Below are 19,550 nucleotides of genomic sequence, written 5' to 3' on the forward strand. Positions count from 1 at the left end.
ATTCACGACTTGCGTTGAACGGCTATTATGTACTTGATGGCGGAAGCTGCGCCGCATCCCCAAAGTGGCATTGCCTAAACCACAGTATCGTCAGAGAAAAAACCGAAACTGGCGACGAGCAAAACAAACAGGACCGGCCATTGTTAACCGCCCTTATCAACGCTGCAGGACAGCGGCACATGGATATCCGGCTTAATGCATCCGGCGGGTATGTCGTTCGTATCGTCGAGCGGCCGGGATTGTGGATGCAGGCGCAAGAGTTGGAAAAGCTGGTGGCAGATTTGCGTCTGGTGGCATCAAAAACGCTGCCTGCCGGTGAACTGACCTATGGTGTGTTCGCCGGTGATCGTGACCGGTTGAGCCACTCGGTCATTACCCTTGTTTCGCGCCGCGACGATCATTTGCCTGTGGCATTCAACGCCCTGGCCCTGATGAATGTCGATCTGGGGCACCGGTCCGAGGATGTGTTGCATCTGGGGCTGGTGATGGTCGATCCGGACCTGCGCAGTCAGGGTCTGAGCTGGGTTCTATACGGGCTGACCTGTGTGCTCATGCTGTTTCGCAACGGTATGCGGCCGCTGTGGGTTTCGAATGTGACACAGGTTCCGGCAGTGGTGGGTCTTGTCGGGCAGGGATTTGCACGCGTGTACCCGACACCTGAAGGCAACTTGCGAAACCGGCGCAGCTTGCTGCACCTGTTGTTGGCGCGCGGCATTATGCGGCAGCACCGGCACGTCTTTGGTGTCGGTCAGGAAGCTGGGTTTGACGAACAACGCTTTGTCATCACCAACGCCTATACCGGTGGGTCCGATCATCTGAAAAAGACATTCACCGAAGCGCCCAAATACAGGGATCAGGTCGTCAACGATTTTTGCCAGGATCAGTTGGACTATGACCGGGGCGACGATCTGTTGCAACTAGGGCAGATCGATATGCCGACAGCGCTGTCCTATGTCGGGCGCGAAGTTCCACCGCGCTCGATTGCCGCTGTTGCACTGGCCGTCGGTGCGGCTGTGGTGCAGCGACTGGCGATGCCGATTTGGCAATGGGCGGATACCGGGCGTGACTTCGGCATTCTGCGGGCAAGGAAGCGGGGTAAATGAGCAGTTTTTCCTATGACGAATTTACGACGCGCAATCTGGGATTCGTAACCCGGGCCGAGCAGGCCACTCTGCGCAATGCCTGCGTCTTCGTTTGCGGGACGGGCGGGATGGGTGGCAGTGCCATCATGACCCTGATCCGCGCCGGGGTTGGGCGCTTGATCCTTGCCGATCTTGACAGCTTTGAAGTTTCGAACCTCAATCGTCAGCTTTTCGCGACGCTTGGCACTGTCGGGCACGACAAGGCCGAGGCCACGCGGGACCAATGTTTGCAGATCAATCCAGAAGCCCAGATCGAAGTGTTGAGCGGCGATTGGCCCGGACAGGTGGACCGGCTGGTGGAAAAGGCCGATGTGGCGATCAATGGCACCGACGATCTGGGCGCCAGCCTGCTGTTGTATCGAACCGCGCGGGCCAAAGGCCGCACGGTGATCGACGCCTACGCCTCTCCTTTGCCGTCTGTCTATGTCACCACGCCGGGGGACCCGATGCCGGAACAGCGCCTTGGATACCCCACGCAAAACACCGGTTGGGACGCGTTGACGCCCGAGATGCGCGATGCGGCGGCGGTGGCCGAGGCGGAATACGTTCTGACCCATTCTTCGTCCCGGCATCACGTTGATCTGGCGCTGGCGGGCGAGGTGATTGCCGGGGCGCGCAGCCGTATGTCGTTTGCACCCATGGTGATCATGGCCGGGACCCTGATGGGCGGCGAAGCCCTGAATGCCGTGTTGGGTCGTCCACATGGCGCGGATTGTCGCGGGTGGTTCCTGAACCCTCACTCCGGCCGGATCGAGCGGCCCATGCCCGGTCTGCTCGCTGCCCTGATGCGCCCATTGGTGCGGCGGCAAATGAACAGTCTTCTGGCATCATGACGGATACGGCGACATTTCTGGCTGACGCCTGGGTATCGGTCTGTGCCGCGCTGGGCGCTATCGTCGTCTTGATCCACCTGAACGACCTTGTGCAGCGACCTGAGATCGCTCGAAGATTTCGGTTTTGCCTGTGGCTTCTGGTGGCGTTGATGGTTGCCCGCGTCGGGCACTGGGGCAGCTGGGGCTGGCTGTTTTCAGCAGTAACAAACATCAGTGCGGCTTTGCTGCCTTTGGCGGCGCTTTTGTTAGCCGAGGGGCTGTTGCGCCGGCACGCGTCACCGATCCTCAAACAAATATGCGCCGGAGGGGCATTGGTGTTCGCGCTGATCGGCCTTTTGCAGATCAATAGTCTGGAGCCCTGGCGAATTGGCGGCTTGCTGGCGTTTCAGTTGCTGGGGCTGGGCGGTGTCGCCGGGTTCGTCCTGCGCCGGGACCGGGACAGCCTGTCGCCGACGGAAAACAGAACCGTCAACCGGATGAGCCTGTCCTTTTTGTTGATCCTGCCCTTTCTCGCCACCGATTTCATGCGCGTCCCGGAATTCGACGTGCCTGTCAGGCTGGGCGGCGTCGCGGTTCTGGTGTTGTGCTGGCTGTCGATTGGCATGACGCGAACCGGCTTGCGCACCCGCGACACCTTGCAGAGTTTTGTCATCGTGTTTGTCATGACTGGGCTGCTGACCCTTGTGTTGGCGGGGCTTGCGCCGATTGATCTTCGGTCCGGGGTGCAAGTCATGGCGGTGATACTGTCCACGCTCATCCTGCTGGCGATCTGGCAAGCTGCCACCGCCCTGCGGATCGAGGATCGTCAGCTTGTCACCCTGCGTGAGATTGCCCTTGCCAAGGGGCAAGGACCCGACGCCGCGCTGACCCTGATGCGGCGTGCCGCCGGTGCCCCGAATGCGGTTCTGGTCACCGAAGCAGACCTGGCCGATATGAATGTGAGTGAACTTCGAACGCAATTTGCAGCCATGCCCGTGCAACGGTTGGGCGGAACGGGCGACGAACAGATCAACTGGCTGTTCTCTCGTTTCGATGCGACGCATGCAGTGATGCTGTCCGAGGCTCCCTTGCGTCTTGTCATGCTGAACAATCCCGATATTGCCGCCGCGGACAGCAGCGGCACAGCCTTGCAGGCGGTACAGCGGATGGCGGGTTTTCTGACAGGCGGAGCACAAGGATGATCGACGTAAAAGAACGGGATTTCCCAAGCTTCTTCGCCGCGCCGTTCCATGCCTACGGGTCCGACACCCCCTATGTTTCACCGATGAAAGCGGATCTGAAACGGTTTCTGTCCATTGGCAATCCGCTGTTCTCGGACGATGCGGATTTCACTTTTTTCACCGCGTTCCGGGCGGGCAAGCCTGTTGGCCGGATTACGGCGCACGTGCATCGGGCGTCCAACGATCTGCATAATGAGGCGCGCGGCTGCTTCGGGTTCTTCGATTGCGCCGACGATGCCGGCGCTGCAACAGCGTTGCTGCAGGCCGCAGAAGGCTGGGCCCGCGCGAAAGGCATGGCGCGGCTGACCGGCAATTTCAATCTGACCGCGATGCAGCAGGCCGGCATCATGACGGGAGGATACGACCAGGCCCCATTTACCGATCAGATCTGGGGGCCGCCGCATTTGCCGGGCCTGCTCGAAGCGAACGGGTATTCTCGGCATTTCCCGATGACCACGTTCGAACGGCGCCTCGACGGTGAAGCGCCGCAGGTTCTGGCTGATGAACAGCGGGCGCAATTACTGGAGCAGGGGTTTTCCTTCGCGCCGGTCAATCGCACAACAATTGCCCAACGGCTGGAGGATGCGCGCGCCATCCTGAATCGCAGCTTCAAGGACAACCCGATGTTCGTTCCGGTAACAGCCGAAGAGTTCGCGTTTCAGGCCAAAGACCTGAAATGGATCATGGACCCGCGAATATCCAAGGTGGTCCATTATCGTGGCAAACCTGCCGGGGCAGTAATTGCCATTCCCGATCTCAACCCGTTGCTGCGCCAGGTCGGGTCGCGAATGCGCCTGTCGTTGCCGTGGAAATACCTGCGTTATCGGGCGCGTCGGGACCGGGCCGTGGTCATTTTTCAGGGGGTGATGCCGGAGTTTCAGGGGCGCTCGGTCAACCCTTTGATGCTCAGCGAAATGACCAAAGACATGGTAAAGGCGGGATACAGGACCGTTGGCGGCACCTGGATCGCGGATGAGAACACGGCCAGCCTGAGACAGACGGAAAAGGCGGGGGCATCGCCCCTGCACCGCCTTCACCTCTTTACCAAGGAATTGCTGTGATGGACCGCGCGGAATTCGAAAACATCGTGGCTGACGCCATGCTCGCACCTTCGGCCCACAACACGCAGCCGGCGCGTTGGTCAATGCGCGACGAAGGGATCGAAGTTTCCGCGGATCTGTCCCGGCGACTGCCGGTGGGAGATCCGGACGACCGTGATCTTGACGTCTCTTGCGGGGCCGCCGTCGAGGGTACTGTTCTTGCGTTGGCTGCGCGCGGAAGCGGGGCGGTTGTGACCTTACTGGATGCGCCGGAACAGGGCGGTATGCGCCCCATTGCCCGGATCGTGCCAGAGGGGCATCCCCGCGCCGACGATGTTGCATTGGCTACACAGGTTGGTCAGCGTCTGACACACCGCGCAGGCTTTGCGCCCACGGACAGGGTGCGCTTGGATGGCTGGCAGGCGGAGCACATGACCTTGGTAACCGACCGGGATCAGATCGACTGGCTTGCGTCGCAGATCGACATAGCGTCGGCGCGGGTCATGCGGTCGCGGCAGTTTCGCACCGAGTTGTTGCATTGGATGCGTCTGCGCACAGATGATCCACGCTATCGCTTTGATGGTTTGAACCGGGATGTTCTTGCGATGGATGCCATGACCGCCCGGCTGATCCCACCAATTCTTGGCACTGGGGTTTACGACCTGCTGTCTTCCGTCGGTCTTGGCCCGCGGCTATCTGGTGAGGCCGGTCGCACCCGCAAGGCCGGGGCAATAGCGCTGTTTCATTGGCAGGAAGGGGCCTCGCATATCAAGGCGGGCCGCGCCTTCTACCGAACGTGGCTACAAGCCACCGCGCGGGGGTTGGCCGGTTGGCCCGCGGCGGCGCTGGCGGATGATCCGGCAACGCGCGTGGCTGTTTCTGAACGCTTTGCGGTGCCGAAGGGCAGGGTGTTGTTCAACGCGCTGCGACTGGGGGTTGCCAATGGAACCACCCCCAGCCGCGCACGCCTGTCATTGCATGATGTGATCGTTTAGGCGGCGATATTGTCGCCCACCTCTTTCAGCAGTTTTTCGGTCTTCGCATCTTCGATCCTGTTGTGCAGCCGCTGGGATTCTTCGCGGTCGCGCAGGGTCTTGGTGATCGAAACGGTGGTGTGGACCAGCATCAGGGCGGACATGGAATAAAAGCCCTTGGCGGCAAAGCTTGCTTCGAGGAAGTAGATGCCGCCGGCCATCATCGCTGCTGCGACAATGAAGGATGCGATGGTAAACATATTCCAGGCATTGGACTGGGGCAGGTTCAGCGTCTCTTCGGTGTTCATTTCGTTTTCCTTTCAGTTTTCAATTGGTTAATTCAGTTTCGTTGTCAGCTCGATTTCGACTTGCCGGATTTCCGGGACTTTTTCTTCAGCCGTTCCAGAACCTCGTCCGCGCTGGATTTCACTGGCTTGCCGCATCCGGCTTCGGCCAGGCGATCGCGGATGTTCTCTGCCGATCCGGTCGTCTCCAACTCGGTCATGGCGCGGGCGGTGGCGTCCATTTCGCTTTGGCGTTCCTGCAGGCGATGCAGAGTGTCTTCGGCCTCGCGCAGGGTAGACAGACCGCTGTCAGGCGCCACCTGTTGCAGGCGTTGAGTTTTGTCCGTGGCGGTGGCCAGGCGCTGGCCGCGCTGCAATTGCCGCAACCGGGTTTCTGCCTCTCGCAGGACCGTGCGCAGCCGTGCAATTTCAGTGTCGAACCGGGCCTGAGCCTGTGTTGAAACCTCGCGTTCCGCTTCCAGATGGGCGATGGTCTCGGCGGCGTCCCGGGCCAGATCCTCGCGGTTCTTTTGCAGGGCGTCCAGCGTCCGGGCCTCAAGATCGACAATCTGCCGGGTCAGGCGGTCGTGCTGCTTTTTCTCCTGCTCGTTCTGCGCCATCGCGACGGCGACAGCCTTGCGCGACATCTGAACCGCATGGGCGCAATCCCGGATCTGCTGGCGCAGGATGGGCAGGGCGTGACGGTCCGTGACGGCAGTCGCCGCCTCAAAGGCCCGGCCGCGTAACAATGTGGCAAACTGTTTGAACATCTTGGGCTCCTCGTTTATGAACATTGTTCATGAAGTGGTTATGCGTTAATTCTGAGCGTCGTTCAAGAAAAAAATGAACGATGTTCAAAAAATGAAAATGATGGAGTGCAAGTGGCTAAGAGTAAAAGGGAAATCCTGAAAGTAAATCTTCTGAATGCGGCAGAAGATAGGATGAAGGCGCATGGGTTGGCAGCGTTGCGTGCCCGGGATGTCACAAAAGATGCCGGATGCGCGTTGGGCAGTCTCTACAACGCCTATGAAGATCTGGATCTTTTGATTCTGGCTGTAAACTCGCGGACACTGGCACGCCTTCACGACGCATTGCAGAACGCCGCGGCAGGTCAGAATGCGCCCGAGGAAAAGCTGCTGGCACTGGCTATGGCCTATCTTGAGTTCGGAACCGAGAACCCAAACCTCTGGGCAGCGCTGTTCGATCACAGGATGCCACCAGGGGTCCCGGTGCCGCAATGGCATCTGGAAGAACATGCGCAGCTCATCTCTGAAATCATTGATCCGCTGGCACAGTTGAGCCCCGGCCTGGATCAGGCGACCCTGGCATTGCGCGCGCGCACAGTGTTTTCTGCGGTCCACGGGATCGTCAAACTTTCGCTTGAGGGCAGGTTCGTTGCGCTGGACGCCGATGCTGTTCGAACAGAATTGTCCGACTTTGTTCTGCAATTCCTGCGCGGGTATCAGGCCGCGCAGGCAGGTTAGGCAAACAGGGTCTTGAACCTGTCGATGCACAGGCGAAAGCCGTCTTCAAAATTTCCATTGCCCGGGTGATAGACGCTTTCGAACGAAATCACGCCGTCATAGATGTCGGCCCTCAGAGCGTCGGCAATGGGTTGGAAAAGGTCCGCCAGTTGACCTTCGCCCATGCGGCGCACTTCCAGAGTGGCCCGGGGCGTGTCGACCTTTACGTCCTTTATGTGAATGTGGCCAAGGTAGCCGTCCCGGACCTCTTCATATCCGTCCGGATAAGCAAGCTCGTGGCACCAGCAGTTGTTTCCCGGGTCCCAAAGCACCTTCAGCGTGTCCTTGGCATCCAGTTCGTCGATCAGCTTGCGGGCCGTATAGTTTGAATTGACCAGCGTTCCGTTGCCGGTTTCGACAACCAGACCGACGCCTTCGGCCCTTGCCAGTTCGACAGCCGGGGCGATCATGGGGGGCATCGTGTCCCAGACACCATGTGCCACATTCCACTTTTCGGCGCCGTTTTTGCCCCAAAGGATTTGCTCTTTTCTCTGGGTCATGATCCGGACAAGAGGGGAACCGACGATGTGGGCCACGTCGATCACCCGTTTCAGCGCATCCATATGTTGCGTATGCAGCACGTCGCCGGGTCTGTTGGCCGCCGTCATACCCGCAAATACATGGCGCGACAGGCAAGAGACGGGCTTGCCCCGATCCCTCAGAAGGGCGTCTATTTCGGCAATTTCCTGTTTACTGTGGTCGCCAACTTCGGTGTCGCCGACAAACTGAAGCTCTGCAAATTCCAGATCGAACTCGTCCATGACGTCGACCGCATGGGCCAGATTTCGGCTGATACCGTCGCAGATTACACCAAGTTTCATATGCGTGCCCCCCGGTCAGCGGTGCAATTCTGCGCCAATGATCTCTTCGATGACGCGGGTGCAGATCCAGTTGTCACCGTCGGGGTATTTTGTCTTTCCCGCGTGAAAGACCTGCATCGCCGAGGATGCGGTCTGCATGGGAACTCCAAGCTGGGTGGCCAGTTCCAACGATATCGTCAGATCCTTGTGCATCGTGGCGATGTGGCTTCCGGTGCCGACGAATTGCCGGTCGATGATGTTCTCAAGCGCGGTATTGACCACGCCGCACCCGGCGCTGGAGGATGAGAATACGTTCAGAAGAACGTCGCCGCTGACACCCGCCTTGGCCGCAAGTGCCGCGGCTTCGAAGGTTGCCGAGAAGATCGAACCGATCAGCGACTGCAGGCAGGCCTTTACGGTCTGTCCGTCGCCGGGGTTTGTCCCGACCCGGTGGATGGTTGCGGATACCGCCTGTATCACCTCGGCATTGCTGTCCAGAACGTGCGGCTGACCGGCGGCCATCATTGTCAGCGTGCCGCCCTGTGCGCCCGGAAACCCGCCGGAAACCGGGCTGTCGATCAGATTGATCCCGGTGCCCTCCATATCCGCGCCGATGGACTGTGCCTCATGCGGTTTGATCGTTGCCGACAGAATAACGGTTCCGCCCGGGGTCATGTTGGCCGCCAGCCCGTTTTCCCCCAGAATAACCTCGCGTGCCTGATCGCCGTTCATCACCATGACAAAGACACTATCCGCGTGCGCACCGACCTCACCGACCGAAGCCTTGGCAAGACCGCCCATATCGGCAAAGGCGGTCATGCGGGTGTCGCTCAGATCGAACCCCGAAGTTTCAAAGCCGTTCTTCATAAGGTTCCTGGCCAGCCCGCTGCCCATATCGCCAAGACCAATTACACCTGCGGTTTTCATGAAAACCTCCCGTTTTTTGCAGCCACGCTATGCGCAGGCCGACGTTTCGAAAAATGGTGCGCCAAGGCACCGGATTTCACGGGGATTTCACACGTCGCTGGGCGACGTCGGGCGGGTCCGGAAGACACCCCGCTGCCCGGTTAGGTGACATCAGTAAACGGCGGCCGCGCCTGTTAAGCAAGAAAATACGTGATGGCATCAGACGCAGGCCGCCATGATCCCGCGGAGTTCGGCCAGCCCGCGCATCCGCCCAATCAGGGGGTAGCCGGGCGTGCTATGTCCGCCGAGATCGCTCAGCAGCTCCTGACCGTGGTCGGGCCGCATGGGGATTTGCCAGTCCGCGCGCCCTGCGGCCTTGCGACGGTTTTCTTCTTGCATCAGCGCACGAACCGTGCCGACCATATCGGTGTCGCCGTCAAGATGCGGGGCCTCAAAAAAACTGGGCTTTTGCGGGGACGATCCCGCCAGGCGTTTCGTATTCCGCAAATGGGCAAAATGTATCCTTGCACCGTGTCGCCTTACAAAACCGGGTCCGTCAAAATCGGCCGCGACGCCAAGCGATCCGGTGCATAAGGTCGCGCCGTTGGCATCCAAATCGACGGCCTCCAATACGGCACCATAGTCGTCAGCGCTCGACATCACCCTTGGCAATCCCAAAAGCGAAAACGGGGGGTCGTCCGGATGACAGCACAGGCGCAGCCCAAGATCCTGCGCGACGGGTGCCACTTCGGCCAGAAAGTCGATCAGGTTGGCGCGCAATTTTCCGGGCGTGATGCCGGTATAGGTGTCCAGAAGGGTGCGCACGTCGTCGACGCTCCACTGGTCGTTGGCACCTGGAAGCCCGGCAGTGACATTGTGTTGCAGCGCTGCCCTGTCCCGGTCCGACATGGCGTCGAACCGGGTCAACGCGTCATGACGGGTTTCTTCGGAATAGTCCTCAGCCGCGCCATCGCGCTTGAGGATATGCAGATCGAACACCGCAAAATCCGTCAGGTCAAACAGCATCGCAGTCCCGCCATGCGGCTGCTGTGCCCGAAGGGACGTGCGCGTCCAGTCCAGAATGGGCATGAAATTGTAGCAAACCACCGCGATACCGCATTTGGCCAGAGCGTGCAGGCTTTGCTTATAGGCGGCGATATGGGTCCGCATGTCATGGGATTGGGTCTTGATGGCCTCGGAAACCGGCAGGCTTTCTACCACGTCCCAATCGTAACCGTCGGCGGCCAGCCGGGCTTGCCGCTTTGCGATGCTCTGCTCATCCCAGGGCTGGCCGGGCGGAACATGGTGCAGGGCGGTAACAATGCCTTCGACACCCACTTGGTGAAGGTCGGACAGGGCAATCGGATCGTCAGGGCCAAACCAGCGCCAGCATTGTTTCATGGCAACCATCCTTCGTAGAGGGGGTGTTCCGAAGTAATCGGCAAGGCAACCCGTTCCCCGGTACGCGCGGCATGGTAGATTGCTGTTACAAGGGCCACGGATGCGGCACCTTCTTCCAGCGTGACAGCGGTGTTGGGCTTGCCAGTCAGCGCCTTGCCGATTTCGGTAAAGAACCCTTCAAATCCAGCGGGTTCCGGTGGCATATTGGCAAGAGTGGCGTCAACCGCCGTCTGCTGCCACGAGTCCCGTGCCACAAAAGACCAGGGCACCGCGCCGGGCGCATAAGGTTCGGTGCCTGACGTGGCGGTCAGATGTTCGAAAACAAAGCGCAACCGCGTTTCATCCGTCGCCGCCCCCAGTGTGATGTTGCTGGTGCACAGCGCACCTGACGCCATGGCAAAGGCGAGGGCGGCGCAATCTTCGGTTTCGATCGGATTCACGCGCGTCGCGGTCATGGCCGAGACCGAGGCGACCGTACCCGCGACATGTGTCAGCAGATCGTGATTATGGATGGCATGTCCCAGAACAGCGCCCCCACGTTCTCCGGCCCATGTGCCGCGCCACGGGACGGAATAGTACTCAGCACCGCGGGACCAGTGCGTCTCAAGCGATGCGGTTTGGATTTCGCCGGTCAGGCCGGCCGCCTGCAAATGGCGCAACCGGGCAAGCGACGGGCCCCACCGGTATTGAAAAACCGGAAAGACGCGCCGGCTTGTCCGGTTCGCAGCTTGTGTGACGCGATCCACGTCCGCCATCGACGTTGCCAGAGGTTTTTCGCAAACGACGTGCTTTCCGGCCGTAAGCGCGTCAAGCGTGACCGGAACATGCAGGTGTGGTGGCAGGCATATGTCGATCAGGTCGATTTCCGGGTCTGCAAGTGCCTGCTCGATATGCGTCAGCGCGGCAAAGTCGCCATTACCCCGCAAGTCTTCGATGCGGGCAGGGTCCTGATCGACAACGGCCGTTACCCGAAAGGTGTCGCCAAGCCGTTTCAAGGCTTCCAGATGTTGCCGCCCGATACCAGCACCCAGAATCGCGATGTTGATCATCGGCTCTCTGCCATTTCCTGGGCACGCAGGGCCAGTTCCATAACCGTAAAGCAATGCGCCTGCGTCATCGCGGTTTCGGTGCGGTGCCGAATGTCCTGTGCCAAACGAGAAAAATAGGGCAGGCCAGCATCTGATGCCTGCCTTTTTTCGCAGGTATCACCATTCACCAAGATCAGGTGATCGGTTCCGTCTGTGCCGCCTACATCAACGTATTTGCGCAATTCGATATAGCCTTCGGTGCCAAGGATCGTCAGCCGCCCGTCCCCCCAGTTCGGCAGGGCGTCTGGGGTGAACCAATCGACACGAATATACCCCGTTGCGTGCGCGCTGCGCAGGTTGATTTCGCCGAAATCCTGCAAGCCGGGATTAGCTGCGTTGGCGTAGTTGGCGGTGAAGGCTTGGGTGATCTCGGCCGTCTTCGAACCGGTATAATGCAGGAACTGATCAATCTGATGTGATGCGATATCCGTCAGAATGCCGCCAAAGCGATCGCGCCGAAAAAACCACTCCGGTCTGGTCGCGCGGTTCAGCCGATGTGGTCCAAGGCCGATTGTCTGAACCACTTTTCCGATTTTCCCTGCTGATACAAGTTCCGAAGCAAGGGTACTGACAGGTGTTTCGAACCGTTCCGAGAAGTTGACCGACCAGATGCGCCCGGTGTCGGATACGGCTTTTCTGATCTGGTCCAGTTGATCGAAACTGGTGCAACCGGGCTTGTCGCTCATGACGTCCATGCCGTGTTGCATGGCTCGCACGGTCAGGGCTGCGCGGTCTGACGGGATTGCGGAAATCAGGGCCAGATCGGCACCGCTGTTCAGCGCATCCTCAAGATGATCAAAGCGCGGAATATCGGGAAATCTTTTCACATATCCGGCCAGAGTGCCGGGGTTGCCTTGTGTCCAGTAGCCGAGACACCTGACCCCGGCCTTCTTCATATTCTCGATCATGCCATAGATATGGCGGTGATCCAGCCCAAGGGCGACGCATGTCAGGGTCATAGGCAAACCCTTGTCCTTTGGCCGGTCCGGCTGGCGGTTTGCATACCGTCGATCACAGCATGCGTCAGCAACGCGCTGTGGCCGGTTGCCATTGGCGCAGCACCTGATGTGACGGCCCGGGCAAAATCCTCGATCACGGATTGATGCCATTCATGAGTAAAAGCCATCGGATCGGCGCCGCCACCGGTTGCGGCTGTCTCTCCAGTGCTGGTGGTTCTGCCGTCCAGAAATGTCATCGTCAAAACTCCCGATCCCAAATACGCCTTTGCTTTGGTGCCCTGAATTGTAATTGTCTCTGCCGCACCGGGATATTCCGCCGTTGTCGCCATCATCGTACCAACCGCTCCGCATTCCATTTCAAAGACCGCACCGGCCCAGTCTTCAGCTTCCAGTTGATGCAGCGGAGTTTGCCGCATCAGTGCCTGGACCGAACAGATCGGGCCCAACAGCCACATCGCCAGATCCAACGTATGAATCGCCTGCGAGATCATCACGCCGCCGCCGTCGCGGTCATAAGAGCCGCGACCCGGCGCATCATAATAGCTTTGATCGCGCCACCAGGGTACGCGGATATCGACCGTTGCGATGTCGCCCAATTCCTGCGCCTGCAGCGCGGTTCGCAGGGCAGTCGACGCAGCGCGTGCCCTGTGTTGAAACACGATGCCCAGCGGGACGGATGCACTATCGCACAAATCGACGATATCCTTGGCGGCTGCCAGCGTCCGTTCGATCGGTTTTTCCATGAGGATGGGCTTGCCGGCCTTTGCCAACGTGCGGACCAGCGGAAGGCGCTGATCGGGCGGGGTTGCGATGATGACGAAACCGATGCCGGGATCCCGGGCAATTTCGTCGACGCTCCGAAACGCACGGGTTCCGTGTTCGGCTGCGAATTTCGCCGTGCGATCCGGGTTGCGCCCCAGCACTCCGGCCAGGTTCAACCCCTGATCCGAGGATTGAATTGCGGCGACATGCGTGCCGGCCACCATGCCCAGACCAATCAAAGCTATGTTCATTCTTACCCCGCAGGCACATTTGTTTGGGATTGTGCACCGGAAAGATGCAGGCGGCAAAAAGAATGTTAACATGTGCAGATACGGGCGGAGGGACCAAAATGTCAGGCAATACCTCGGAGCTGGCCGATGGGTTGTATCAGGGTATCAAGACCCTGCCGATCGTGTCGCCGCACGGCCATTGCGAACCCGCGTGGTTTGCCACGAACGCCCCGTTTCCGAATGCAGCCGAGCTTTTGGTTGTTCCCGATCACTATGTATTCAGGATGCTCTATTCGCAGGGTGTGCCGCTGAACGAATTGGGCGTCGGCGCACAGGGGCGCGGGGTGGATCCGCGATCCGTGTTTCGAACCTTCGCCCGCCATTGGCATTTGTTTCTGGGAACCCCGTCCCGTATCTGGATCAATTACGTCCTGCGCGAAACGCTTGGGATAGCGGATGAATTGTCGCCGGCGACCGCGGACGCAGTTTATGACCAGATTAACGACCATCTCGCACAAGAAGGCTTTCGCCCGCGGGCTTTGTTTGACCGGTTCGGAATTGAAGTTCTGGCCACTACGGATTCTGCTCTGGATGAGCTTGATCATCATGCGGATATCAAAGCCAGCGACTGGTCGGGTCGGGTCATTCCAACCTTTCGCCCGGACGGCGTATTGGACGGGTCTGATCCCGACTTCGTACAGAACCTTGCCCGGCTTGAGGCCCTTACCGGTCACGACGTCGGCAGATACGCCGGGTATATTTCCGCATTGCGCGACCGCCGCGCGCATTTCATCCGGATGGGGGCCACCGCAACGGATCATGGGATCGAAGTGGTTCACACAGAATGGCTGAGCGATCCCGACGCGCTGTATCAACGTCTGCGGCAAGGCGAAGGAACGCCTCAGGATGCAAGGCGGTTTTACGGGCATATGCTGATCGAAATGGCCCAGATGTCGGTCGAAGACGGGCTGACCATGCAAATCCACGCGGGCAGCAGGCGCAACACTAATGCTACGCTGTTGCGGGAGTTTGGTCGTGACAAAGGCGCAGACATTCCGATTGCAATGGACTGGGTTCGCGGGCTGGACGCCCTGTTGAACCGGGTGGGTAACAACCCGGCACTGCGCCTTATCCTGTTTACGCTGGACGAGGCGACCTATGCGCGAGAGCTGGCGCCCATGGCCGGGCACTGGCCCTGCCTTCGCATCGGTCCGCCATGGTGGTTTCACGACAGCCCGGCAGGCATTGCACGCTATTTTGATCAGGTGGTCGAAACGGCCGGTTACTACAATCTGGCCGGGTTCAACGACGACACCCGCGCCTTTCTGTCGATACCCGCGCGTCATGATCTGTGGCGGCGCGGTGTTGCGGTCCACCTGGCACTACAGGTCGACAGGGGGTATTTCGGGCGTGATGATGCGGAACATCTGGCGCGGTTGCTTTCCGTTGATCTGGCGCGTCAGGTGTATGGGTTGGACGGATAAATGGGTCGCATCCTTCATTTTGGTCTGGGAAATTTTGCGCGGGCGCATCTGCTGGACTACACGGATCGGGCAGGAGGATGGGATGTGGTTGGCGTCAGCCTGCGGTCGCCGGCGATCCGGGATGGGCTGGCCAAGCAGGGGTTTTCATATGATCTGTGTGTGCAGGGGCAGGGCGTCAGACGTATCCGCGTGCTGCGCGATGTGCTGGTTGCCCCCGAAAGCGCAGATGCCGTTCTGGACGCCATGGCGGATGCTGACATAATTTCAGCGACTGTCACGGAAAAGGGGTATCACCTGGACCCGTCAGGCGAACTGAACCCGCATGATCCTGCGATCATTGCCGATCTGAACGGGCAGGGTCCGTCCACGTTGATCGGGTTCCTCGCCCGCGGCCTTGCCGGGCGGGTCAGGCCGGTGACGGTTCTAAGTTGCGACAACCGGGTTGCAAACGGCTCGGCCCTGAGGGCAGCGGTCATGGCGTTTGCCAAGGAAGCCGGGTTAGTGATTAACCGGGACAAAGTGAGCTTGCCGAATTCCATGGTGGACCGCATCACACCCGCCACAACCGATGCCGTCCGCGCCATCAGCGGCGATCCCATGGCGGTTCCAACCGAGGCATTCTCGGAATGGGTCATCGAGGATGATTTCGCAGGTCCACGCCCGGACTGGCCGGGTGTGCAGTTTGTCGACGATGTCGCGCCGCACGAATTGCGCAAACTGCGCATGCTGAATGGCGCACATTCGCTTTTGGCTTATGCGGGGATGGCGCGGAACCACACTTATGTTCACGAGGCCATTCAGGATTCTGTTCTGCGCCCGCTGGTCGAACAACTGTTTCTGGATGCCGGGGCGACGCTGCCGCCACAGGTTCGCGCGCAGGCGCCCGCCTACGCTCTGGCTCTGCTGAAACGGTTCGAGAACCCGGAACTGGCGCACCGTCTGGATCAGATCGCCATGGATGGAAGCCAGAAGCTGCCTTACAGGCTGATTGAAACGGTGCGGGAAACCGGGTCGGCGGCCGCTGTTGAAGGTGTCCGGGCATGGATTGCGTTCTGTGTGTCGGAATCCGCGCGGGGTCGTCCGCTGAATGATCCGATGTCAGATGAAATCACTCGGGTTGCGCAGTTCGAAGACCCCATTCAGGGGCTGTTGGCCATGTTGAATGCTGGGGATCTGGCACCCCTTATTCGGGAATAATGGCACCACGATGTCCGACCACGGTGGCGGCCATCTTGTGACCCGCCATCAGCGCCTCGGCCTGAGATTTGCCGGTTAGCACAGCCGCCAGATAGCCGCCGTTAAAGCTGTCGCCAGCGGCGGTTGTGTCCACCACTTTCGGTGCAGGGTCATAGGTTTGCCGTACGTCCTGCCCGATGGAGAGCGGCCCCTTTTCCCCGCGCTTCAGGGCCCCGACGCCCGAGTGATTGGCGAAACGGTTGACGACCTGACCGGCGGTTTCGCCAAACAATGCCATCTCGTCATCAATCGAGGGCAGCGCGATATCCGCACGTTGCCAGAACCGTACCGTGATCGCGCGGGCACGTTCGACACTTTCCCACAGTCCGGGTCTGTAGTTGCTGTCATAGATCACCGTGACCCGGTTGGCGTCCATCCATTCCAACAGCGCGACCCGGATCGCATGGGGCAGGATGGCCACAGAAATCCCGGACAGATACAGCGCGTCATAGCCGTTCAAGAGATCAAAGTTCTGATCGGAAAATAGCTGTCTGGCGGCAGAGTCGCTGCGCCAATAGGTGAAACTGCGTTCGCCCTGCGGTGACGTGTTGATCGCATAAAGCCCAGGTGATGCCCCGGCAATGGTCTGAATGGCAGCTGTTCCAATTCCCTGACCAGCGATAAAATCGAAAATCCGCCTGGACATTGGATCGTCGCCCAGACAGGTAACATAATCGATCCCCAGAGCAGGAGCCTGACGTCGGCTATATATCGCGGTGTTCAGGGTGTCACCCGCAACGCCAAGCTGCGCATTGGCATCTGTGATCGACAATTCGATCATGGCCTCGCCGATACAGGCAATCCGCGTCATCTCTGTTCCCGTTTCCATATGATCAGCCCAGCGCCCATAATCAGAAGGGCCCCGGTTATGGTGCCGCCGTCGGGGACGGTACCGAAGAACATATAACCCCATATGGCGACATAGATCAGGAAGGAATAGGTAAAGGGCATCAGCTGGTTCGCAGTCCCGAACCTGTGCGCATTCGTCAGCAGTTGATGACCACCCCAGCCCATGATCCCCAATCCGACGAGCACAACCATTCCCCAGATATTTTCCGGCTGAACCCATGTCCAGATCGCAAATGGCAACAGGATCACGGTCCCCGTCAAACCCAGATAGAACTGCATCGTGTCGACCGCCACGACGCCTGACAGTTTTCGGGTCATGAGGGAATACAGCGCCAGAGCCGTGGCGTTGTAAATGATCAGCAACATGGTCGGGTGAAAAGCTGTTCCAAACGGGCGCACCACCACCAGAACGCCGACGAAGCCCAGCAGGATTGCCGCCCACCGCCAGGGTCCGACCCGTTCCCTCAGAACAAAGACGGACAGGAAACACACGATAACGGGGCTTGAGAACATGATCGCCGAAACAACGGTTAGCGGCAGGAATTGCAGGGCATAGAAATTCAGCACCGTGGCCGAGATCAACAGCATGGCGCGGCTGATCACGGACCAAAGATGGTCGGTCTTGAATCTGTCCGCCTGCAGTCCGCCTTTTGCGATGACCCCGGTTGAGATCACGAAATGCCCGGCATACCGCATGAACGCCAGCTGGAACGCAGGAATGCCCGCAACGGCAAGCCATTTCGCGCCCAGATCCACAAAGGAAAATGCCAGCCATGCCGCCAGCATCATCAGGATGCCCAGCCTTGGCAGGTCGGCGGTGGATTTGGCAGCGACGGCCACGGGCTAGCCTTTGAAACGCTTGACGTAGTAGTCAACCATTTGACTGACCATATCTTCTGCCTGCCCATTGTCGCGTGCGTCGGTCAGAGCGGCCAGAGTGCCCTTGGACATAATGCTGTCGACGCCGACGTCATCCGCCATGCGCGCATAGTATCCCAGATCCTTAGCGGCGTTCTTGATGGCAAAGGCCAATTGGTTGGGGTCGTTGCCCACGCCGTAAGCCTTGACGAAATCCATCATCCCCGAATGCAGCGGCCCCGCAGCCATGACGTTGTACAACTGTTCCCGGTCGACGCCCGCAACATCAGCCATGGCAAAAGCTTCGGCCATGGCGTTTGCCACCGTCATTCCGAAAAAGTTATTGATCAGCTTGATCGTGTGGCCGGAACCGGACTGGCCGAGGTAAAAGACGTTTTCGCCCAGATCCTTCAGCACAGGTTCAACGACCTCAAACGCTGCCTGGTCCCCCGCCGTCATGATGTTGAGTTGCCCGTCCAGCGCATGTGACGGCGTGCGGCCCAGCGGCGCGTCCAGATATTGTCCACCGGCGGCCGACACTTCGGTCGCAAGCTGTTTCGTACTGCCGGGAAGGGAGGTGCCGAAATCAACGACAACAGCCCCGCCGCGCAACCCTGCCAGAACGCCGTCTTGCCCGCGCATCCGACTTTCGACCTGATCTGAGGTTCCCATGCACAGCATCACGATATCGCTTGCCTGTGCCAGTTCACGGGCATTTGCAGCTTCGGTCGCGCCCCGGGCTATCGCGGCGTTCAGATGGGTGCGGTCCCGGTTGCCCAGCACTGTCACCTTGTATCCCAGGTCCTGAAGGCGGCTGACCATGGCGCCGCCCATGATCCCAAGGCCAATGAATCCAATCGAAGGTCTGCTCATCGGGTTTTCCTTTCGTCCAATCAATGGTCTGACGACATGTGGTGTCGCGCGAGTTTCGGTTTCTGTGGCCGGGCGGACGCCGGCATTTGGCTAAGCGATTTGATCCGCTTTGGCAGCCAGTTCCTGTTCTATCCTTGTTGCAACGGCCAGCGTGCGCGCGGCGTCCGCGACATCAATCAGGGGCGGCGCGCCGTCCATCACCTCAAGAAAATGGTCCAATTGCGCCTCAAGCGGCGTGCGGTGGTCGGGGCTCAGGTCAAGCTGCTTACTTTGGGCCGGTGTACCCCAGTCCCGACCCCGCCAGAGGGTCATGGACGGATAGCTGATTGCGCCTTCTGTTCCGGTGATCCAGAGCATGTCCTGACGGGTGGTTCCGATATTTGGGTTCTCGCCTATCCCGGCCTCAAATCCCCAGGGGCTGGGTGTTGTATCGGCAAAGCTGATTGTGCCCGTCGCGCCGTTTTCGAAACTCAGCGCAACGGCGCCGCTTTCCACCCTGTCACTGCCACGCACCGACCGACCGCGCAGCGCGGCGGTATCGGCGATTTCACCGATGACAAAGCGCAGCAGATCAATGTCGTGGACGAGGTTGATCATCACCGGGCTGCCGCCGGATGTGCGCCAGTTCTGCTCAAAGTAACTGTCGGGCTTTTTCATCGCCCAGATGAGCGAAACCGTGACGACCTCACCAATTTGCCCATCGGCAAGAACGGATTTCAAATGCTGAACCGAACCGTGGTAGCGCCTGTGGTGACCGACCAGCGAAGACACACCCGCGGCGCCCACCGCTTGCCCAAGAGATCGCGCGTCCTGAACCGACCCCGCCACCGGTTTTTCGATCAGCATATGCCAACCGCGCTCCGCCGCCATCTTTCCGTGTGACGCGTGCAGATGCGTTGGCGTGGCAATGATGACGCCGTCCACAGGGCAGGTGACGTCTTCGATCGTGGCAAATCGCAGGGTTTCGGCCTGAATGGACATATCCGGGTCGGCAAGCCCGGCCAGGACGCAACCGGGATGCGCCTGAACCGCGTGGACGTGGCGAATGCCGATCAATCCGCCGCCAACGACAAGAAGACGTTTCACAT

The 19,550-nt window shown here is 59.6% G+C and carries 20 protein-coding genes and 1 pseudogene; 8 read left to right on the plus strand and 13 right to left on the minus strand.

Features of this window, described 5'->3' with window-relative positions; translation table 11 throughout:
- Positions 1 to 179: 179 nt before the first annotated feature.
- The 5 genes from ACR0D8_RS03345 to ACR0D8_RS03365 are packed head-to-tail and all read left to right on the plus strand — an operon-like array spanning position 180 to position 5,230.
- Complete coding sequence (locus ACR0D8_RS03345) at positions 180 to 1,103, plus strand: hypothetical protein (RefSeq protein WP_480644601.1); 924 nt, start codon at positions 180 to 182, stop codon at positions 1,101 to 1,103.
- The gene (locus ACR0D8_RS03350; protein WP_480644603.1) at positions 1,100 to 1,975 is read left to right on the plus strand and encodes a HesA/MoeB/ThiF family protein; all 876 of its coding nucleotides are present in this window, start codon (positions 1,100 to 1,102) and stop codon (positions 1,973 to 1,975) included. Before ACR0D8_RS03345 ends, ACR0D8_RS03350 begins: the two co-directional genes overlap by 4 nt.
- The gene (locus ACR0D8_RS03355) at positions 1,972 to 3,156 is read left to right on the plus strand and encodes a hypothetical protein (protein WP_480644605.1); all 1,185 of its coding nucleotides are present in this window, start codon (positions 1,972 to 1,974) and stop codon (positions 3,154 to 3,156) included. The genes ACR0D8_RS03350 and ACR0D8_RS03355 overlap by 4 nt, the downstream gene beginning before the upstream one ends.
- Positions 3,153 to 4,256, plus strand: coding sequence for a GNAT family N-acetyltransferase (locus tag ACR0D8_RS03360; protein ID WP_480644606.1), 1,104 nt, complete (start codon positions 3,153 to 3,155; stop codon positions 4,254 to 4,256). Before ACR0D8_RS03355 ends, ACR0D8_RS03360 begins: the two co-directional genes overlap by 4 nt.
- Complete coding sequence (locus ACR0D8_RS03365) at positions 4,256 to 5,230, plus strand: hypothetical protein (protein ID WP_480644607.1); 975 nt, start codon at positions 4,256 to 4,258, stop codon at positions 5,228 to 5,230. Before ACR0D8_RS03360 ends, ACR0D8_RS03365 begins: the two co-directional genes overlap by 1 nt.
- Here the strand turns inward: ACR0D8_RS03365 and ACR0D8_RS03370 are convergent.
- Together ACR0D8_RS03370 and ACR0D8_RS03375 are read right to left on the minus strand one after the other, a co-directional pair.
- Positions 5,227 to 5,517, minus strand: coding sequence for a YiaA/YiaB family inner membrane protein (locus ACR0D8_RS03370; RefSeq protein ID WP_475159424.1), 291 nt, complete (start codon positions 5,515 to 5,517; stop codon positions 5,227 to 5,229). The two genes, ACR0D8_RS03365 and ACR0D8_RS03370, sit on opposite strands and share 4 nt — an antisense overlap.
- A gap of 44 nt (positions 5,518 to 5,561) precedes the next feature.
- Positions 5,562 to 6,263 carry a PspA/IM30 family protein gene (locus tag ACR0D8_RS03375; protein ID WP_480644609.1) on the minus strand — a complete coding sequence of 234 codons (702 nt, stop codon included), beginning with the start codon at positions 6,261 to 6,263 and terminating at the stop codon, positions 5,562 to 5,564.
- Between the two features lie 111 nt (positions 6,264 to 6,374).
- Between ACR0D8_RS03375 and ACR0D8_RS03380 the strand changes: the two genes are divergently transcribed.
- A complete protein-coding gene (locus ACR0D8_RS03380) occupies positions 6,375 to 6,977 on the plus strand; it encodes a TetR/AcrR family transcriptional regulator (RefSeq protein WP_480644610.1) in 603 nt (200 codons plus the stop codon).
- Here the strand turns inward: ACR0D8_RS03380 and ACR0D8_RS03385 are convergent.
- The 7 genes and pseudogenes from ACR0D8_RS03385 to ACR0D8_RS03415 all read right to left on the minus strand — a co-directional run bounded on the left by ACR0D8_RS03385 (position 6,974) and on the right by ACR0D8_RS03415 (position 13,183).
- Positions 6,974 to 7,837, minus strand: coding sequence for a sugar phosphate isomerase/epimerase family protein (locus tag ACR0D8_RS03385; RefSeq protein ID WP_480644611.1), 864 nt, complete (start codon positions 7,835 to 7,837; stop codon positions 6,974 to 6,976). The genes ACR0D8_RS03380 and ACR0D8_RS03385 overlap by 4 nt on opposite strands.
- A 15-nt stretch (positions 7,838 to 7,852) precedes the next feature.
- Positions 7,853 to 8,296 (minus strand): NAD-binding protein, encoded by a 444-nt coding sequence (locus ACR0D8_RS03390; RefSeq protein WP_480646350.1) that lies wholly within the window; start codon positions 8,294 to 8,296, stop codon positions 7,853 to 7,855.
- A pseudogene (locus ACR0D8_RS03395) lies at positions 8,270 to 8,746 on the minus strand (NAD(P)-dependent oxidoreductase); the annotation flags it as partial. The pseudogene ACR0D8_RS03395 and the gene ACR0D8_RS03390, both read right to left, overlap by 27 nt.
- Before the next feature lie 195 nt (positions 8,747 to 8,941).
- The gene (uxuA, locus tag ACR0D8_RS03400; RefSeq protein ID WP_480644612.1) at positions 8,942 to 10,123 is read right to left on the minus strand and encodes a mannonate dehydratase; all 1,182 of its coding nucleotides are present in this window, start codon (positions 10,121 to 10,123) and stop codon (positions 8,942 to 8,944) included.
- Positions 10,120 to 11,172 carry a Gfo/Idh/MocA family protein gene (locus ACR0D8_RS03405; protein WP_480644614.1) on the minus strand — a complete coding sequence of 351 codons (1,053 nt, stop codon included), beginning with the start codon at positions 11,170 to 11,172 and terminating at the stop codon, positions 10,120 to 10,122. Before ACR0D8_RS03405 ends, uxuA begins: the two co-directional genes overlap by 4 nt.
- The gene (locus ACR0D8_RS03410) at positions 11,169 to 12,170 is read right to left on the minus strand and encodes a Gfo/Idh/MocA family protein (RefSeq protein WP_480644616.1); all 1,002 of its coding nucleotides are present in this window, start codon (positions 12,168 to 12,170) and stop codon (positions 11,169 to 11,171) included. Before ACR0D8_RS03410 ends, ACR0D8_RS03405 begins: the two co-directional genes overlap by 4 nt.
- Complete coding sequence (locus tag ACR0D8_RS03415; RefSeq protein ID WP_480644618.1) at positions 12,167 to 13,183, minus strand: Gfo/Idh/MocA family protein; 1,017 nt, start codon at positions 13,181 to 13,183, stop codon at positions 12,167 to 12,169. Before ACR0D8_RS03415 ends, ACR0D8_RS03410 begins: the two co-directional genes overlap by 4 nt.
- Before the next feature lie 98 nt (positions 13,184 to 13,281).
- Here ACR0D8_RS03415 and uxaC point away from each other — a divergent pair, with 98 nt between their 5' ends.
- Positions 13,282 to 14,646, plus strand: a complete 1,365-nt coding sequence (gene uxaC / locus ACR0D8_RS03420; RefSeq protein WP_480644620.1) for a glucuronate isomerase — start codon at positions 13,282 to 13,284, stop codon at positions 14,644 to 14,646.
- Positions 14,647 to 15,843 (plus strand): mannitol dehydrogenase family protein, encoded by a 1,197-nt coding sequence (locus ACR0D8_RS03425; protein ID WP_480644622.1) that lies wholly within the window; start codon positions 14,647 to 14,649, stop codon positions 15,841 to 15,843.
- Here the strand turns inward: ACR0D8_RS03425 and ACR0D8_RS03430 are convergent.
- The 4 genes from ACR0D8_RS03430 to ACR0D8_RS03445 form a co-directional block, all read right to left on the minus strand.
- On the minus strand, positions 15,830 to 16,693 hold the full coding sequence (locus ACR0D8_RS03430; RefSeq protein WP_480644624.1) for a sugar kinase: 864 nt from the start codon (positions 16,691 to 16,693) through the stop codon (positions 15,830 to 15,832). The two genes, ACR0D8_RS03425 and ACR0D8_RS03430, sit on opposite strands and share 14 nt — an antisense overlap.
- Positions 16,690 to 17,571, minus strand: a complete 882-nt coding sequence (locus ACR0D8_RS03435; RefSeq protein WP_480644625.1) for a DMT family transporter — start codon at positions 17,569 to 17,571, stop codon at positions 16,690 to 16,692. Before ACR0D8_RS03435 ends, ACR0D8_RS03430 begins: the two co-directional genes overlap by 4 nt.
- Before the next feature lie 3 nt (positions 17,572 to 17,574).
- Positions 17,575 to 18,462: an NAD(P)-dependent oxidoreductase gene (locus ACR0D8_RS03440; RefSeq protein WP_480644627.1), complete on the minus strand. Its 888-nt coding sequence runs from the start codon at positions 18,460 to 18,462 to the stop codon at positions 17,575 to 17,577.
- A gap of 90 nt (positions 18,463 to 18,552) precedes the next feature.
- Positions 18,553 to 19,548: a Gfo/Idh/MocA family protein gene (locus ACR0D8_RS03445; protein WP_480644628.1), complete on the minus strand. Its 996-nt coding sequence runs from the start codon at positions 19,546 to 19,548 to the stop codon at positions 18,553 to 18,555.
- Positions 19,549 to 19,550: the final 2 nt, after the last annotated feature.

This window comes from Ruegeria sp. BG10 (genome assembly GCF_056538575.1).

Coding starts and splice junctions, on each gene's coding strand:
- ACR0D8_RS03345 (WP_480644601.1), top strand. CDS start 180: ATGGATATCCGGCTTAATGCATCCGGCGGGTATGTCGTTCGTATCGTC.
- ACR0D8_RS03350 (WP_480644603.1), top strand. CDS start 1,100: ATGAGCAGTTTTTCCTATGACGAATTTACGACGCGCAATCTGGGATTC.
- ACR0D8_RS03355 (WP_480644605.1), top strand. CDS start 1,972: ATGACGGATACGGCGACATTTCTGGCTGACGCCTGGGTATCGGTCTGT.
- ACR0D8_RS03360 (WP_480644606.1), top strand. CDS start 3,153: ATGATCGACGTAAAAGAACGGGATTTCCCAAGCTTCTTCGCCGCGCCG.
- ACR0D8_RS03365 (WP_480644607.1), top strand. CDS start 4,256: ATGGACCGCGCGGAATTCGAAAACATCGTGGCTGACGCCATGCTCGCA.
- ACR0D8_RS03370 (WP_475159424.1), bottom strand. CDS start 5,517: ATGAACACCGAAGAGACGCTGAACCTGCCCCAGTCCAATGCCTGGAAT.
- ACR0D8_RS03375 (WP_480644609.1), bottom strand. CDS start 6,263: ATGTTCAAACAGTTTGCCACATTGTTACGCGGCCGGGCCTTTGAGGCG.
- ACR0D8_RS03385 (WP_480644611.1), bottom strand. CDS start 7,837: ATGAAACTTGGTGTAATCTGCGACGGTATCAGCCGAAATCTGGCCCAT.
- uxuA (WP_480644612.1), bottom strand. CDS start 10,123: ATGAAACAATGCTGGCGCTGGTTTGGCCCTGACGATCCGATTGCCCTG.
- ACR0D8_RS03405 (WP_480644614.1), bottom strand. CDS start 11,172: ATGATCAACATCGCGATTCTGGGTGCTGGTATCGGGCGGCAACATCTG.
- ACR0D8_RS03410 (WP_480644616.1), bottom strand. CDS start 12,170: ATGACCCTGACATGCGTCGCCCTTGGGCTGGATCACCGCCATATCTAT.
- ACR0D8_RS03415 (WP_480644618.1), bottom strand. CDS start 13,183: ATGAACATAGCTTTGATTGGTCTGGGCATGGTGGCCGGCACGCATGTC.
- uxaC (WP_480644620.1), top strand. CDS start 13,282: ATGTCAGGCAATACCTCGGAGCTGGCCGATGGGTTGTATCAGGGTATC.
- ACR0D8_RS03425 (WP_480644622.1), top strand. CDS start 14,647: ATGGGTCGCATCCTTCATTTTGGTCTGGGAAATTTTGCGCGGGCGCAT.
- ACR0D8_RS03430 (WP_480644624.1), bottom strand. CDS start 16,693: ATGACGCGGATTGCCTGTATCGGCGAGGCCATGATCGAATTGTCGATC.
- ACR0D8_RS03440 (WP_480644627.1), bottom strand. CDS start 18,462: ATGAGCAGACCTTCGATTGGATTCATTGGCCTTGGGATCATGGGCGGC.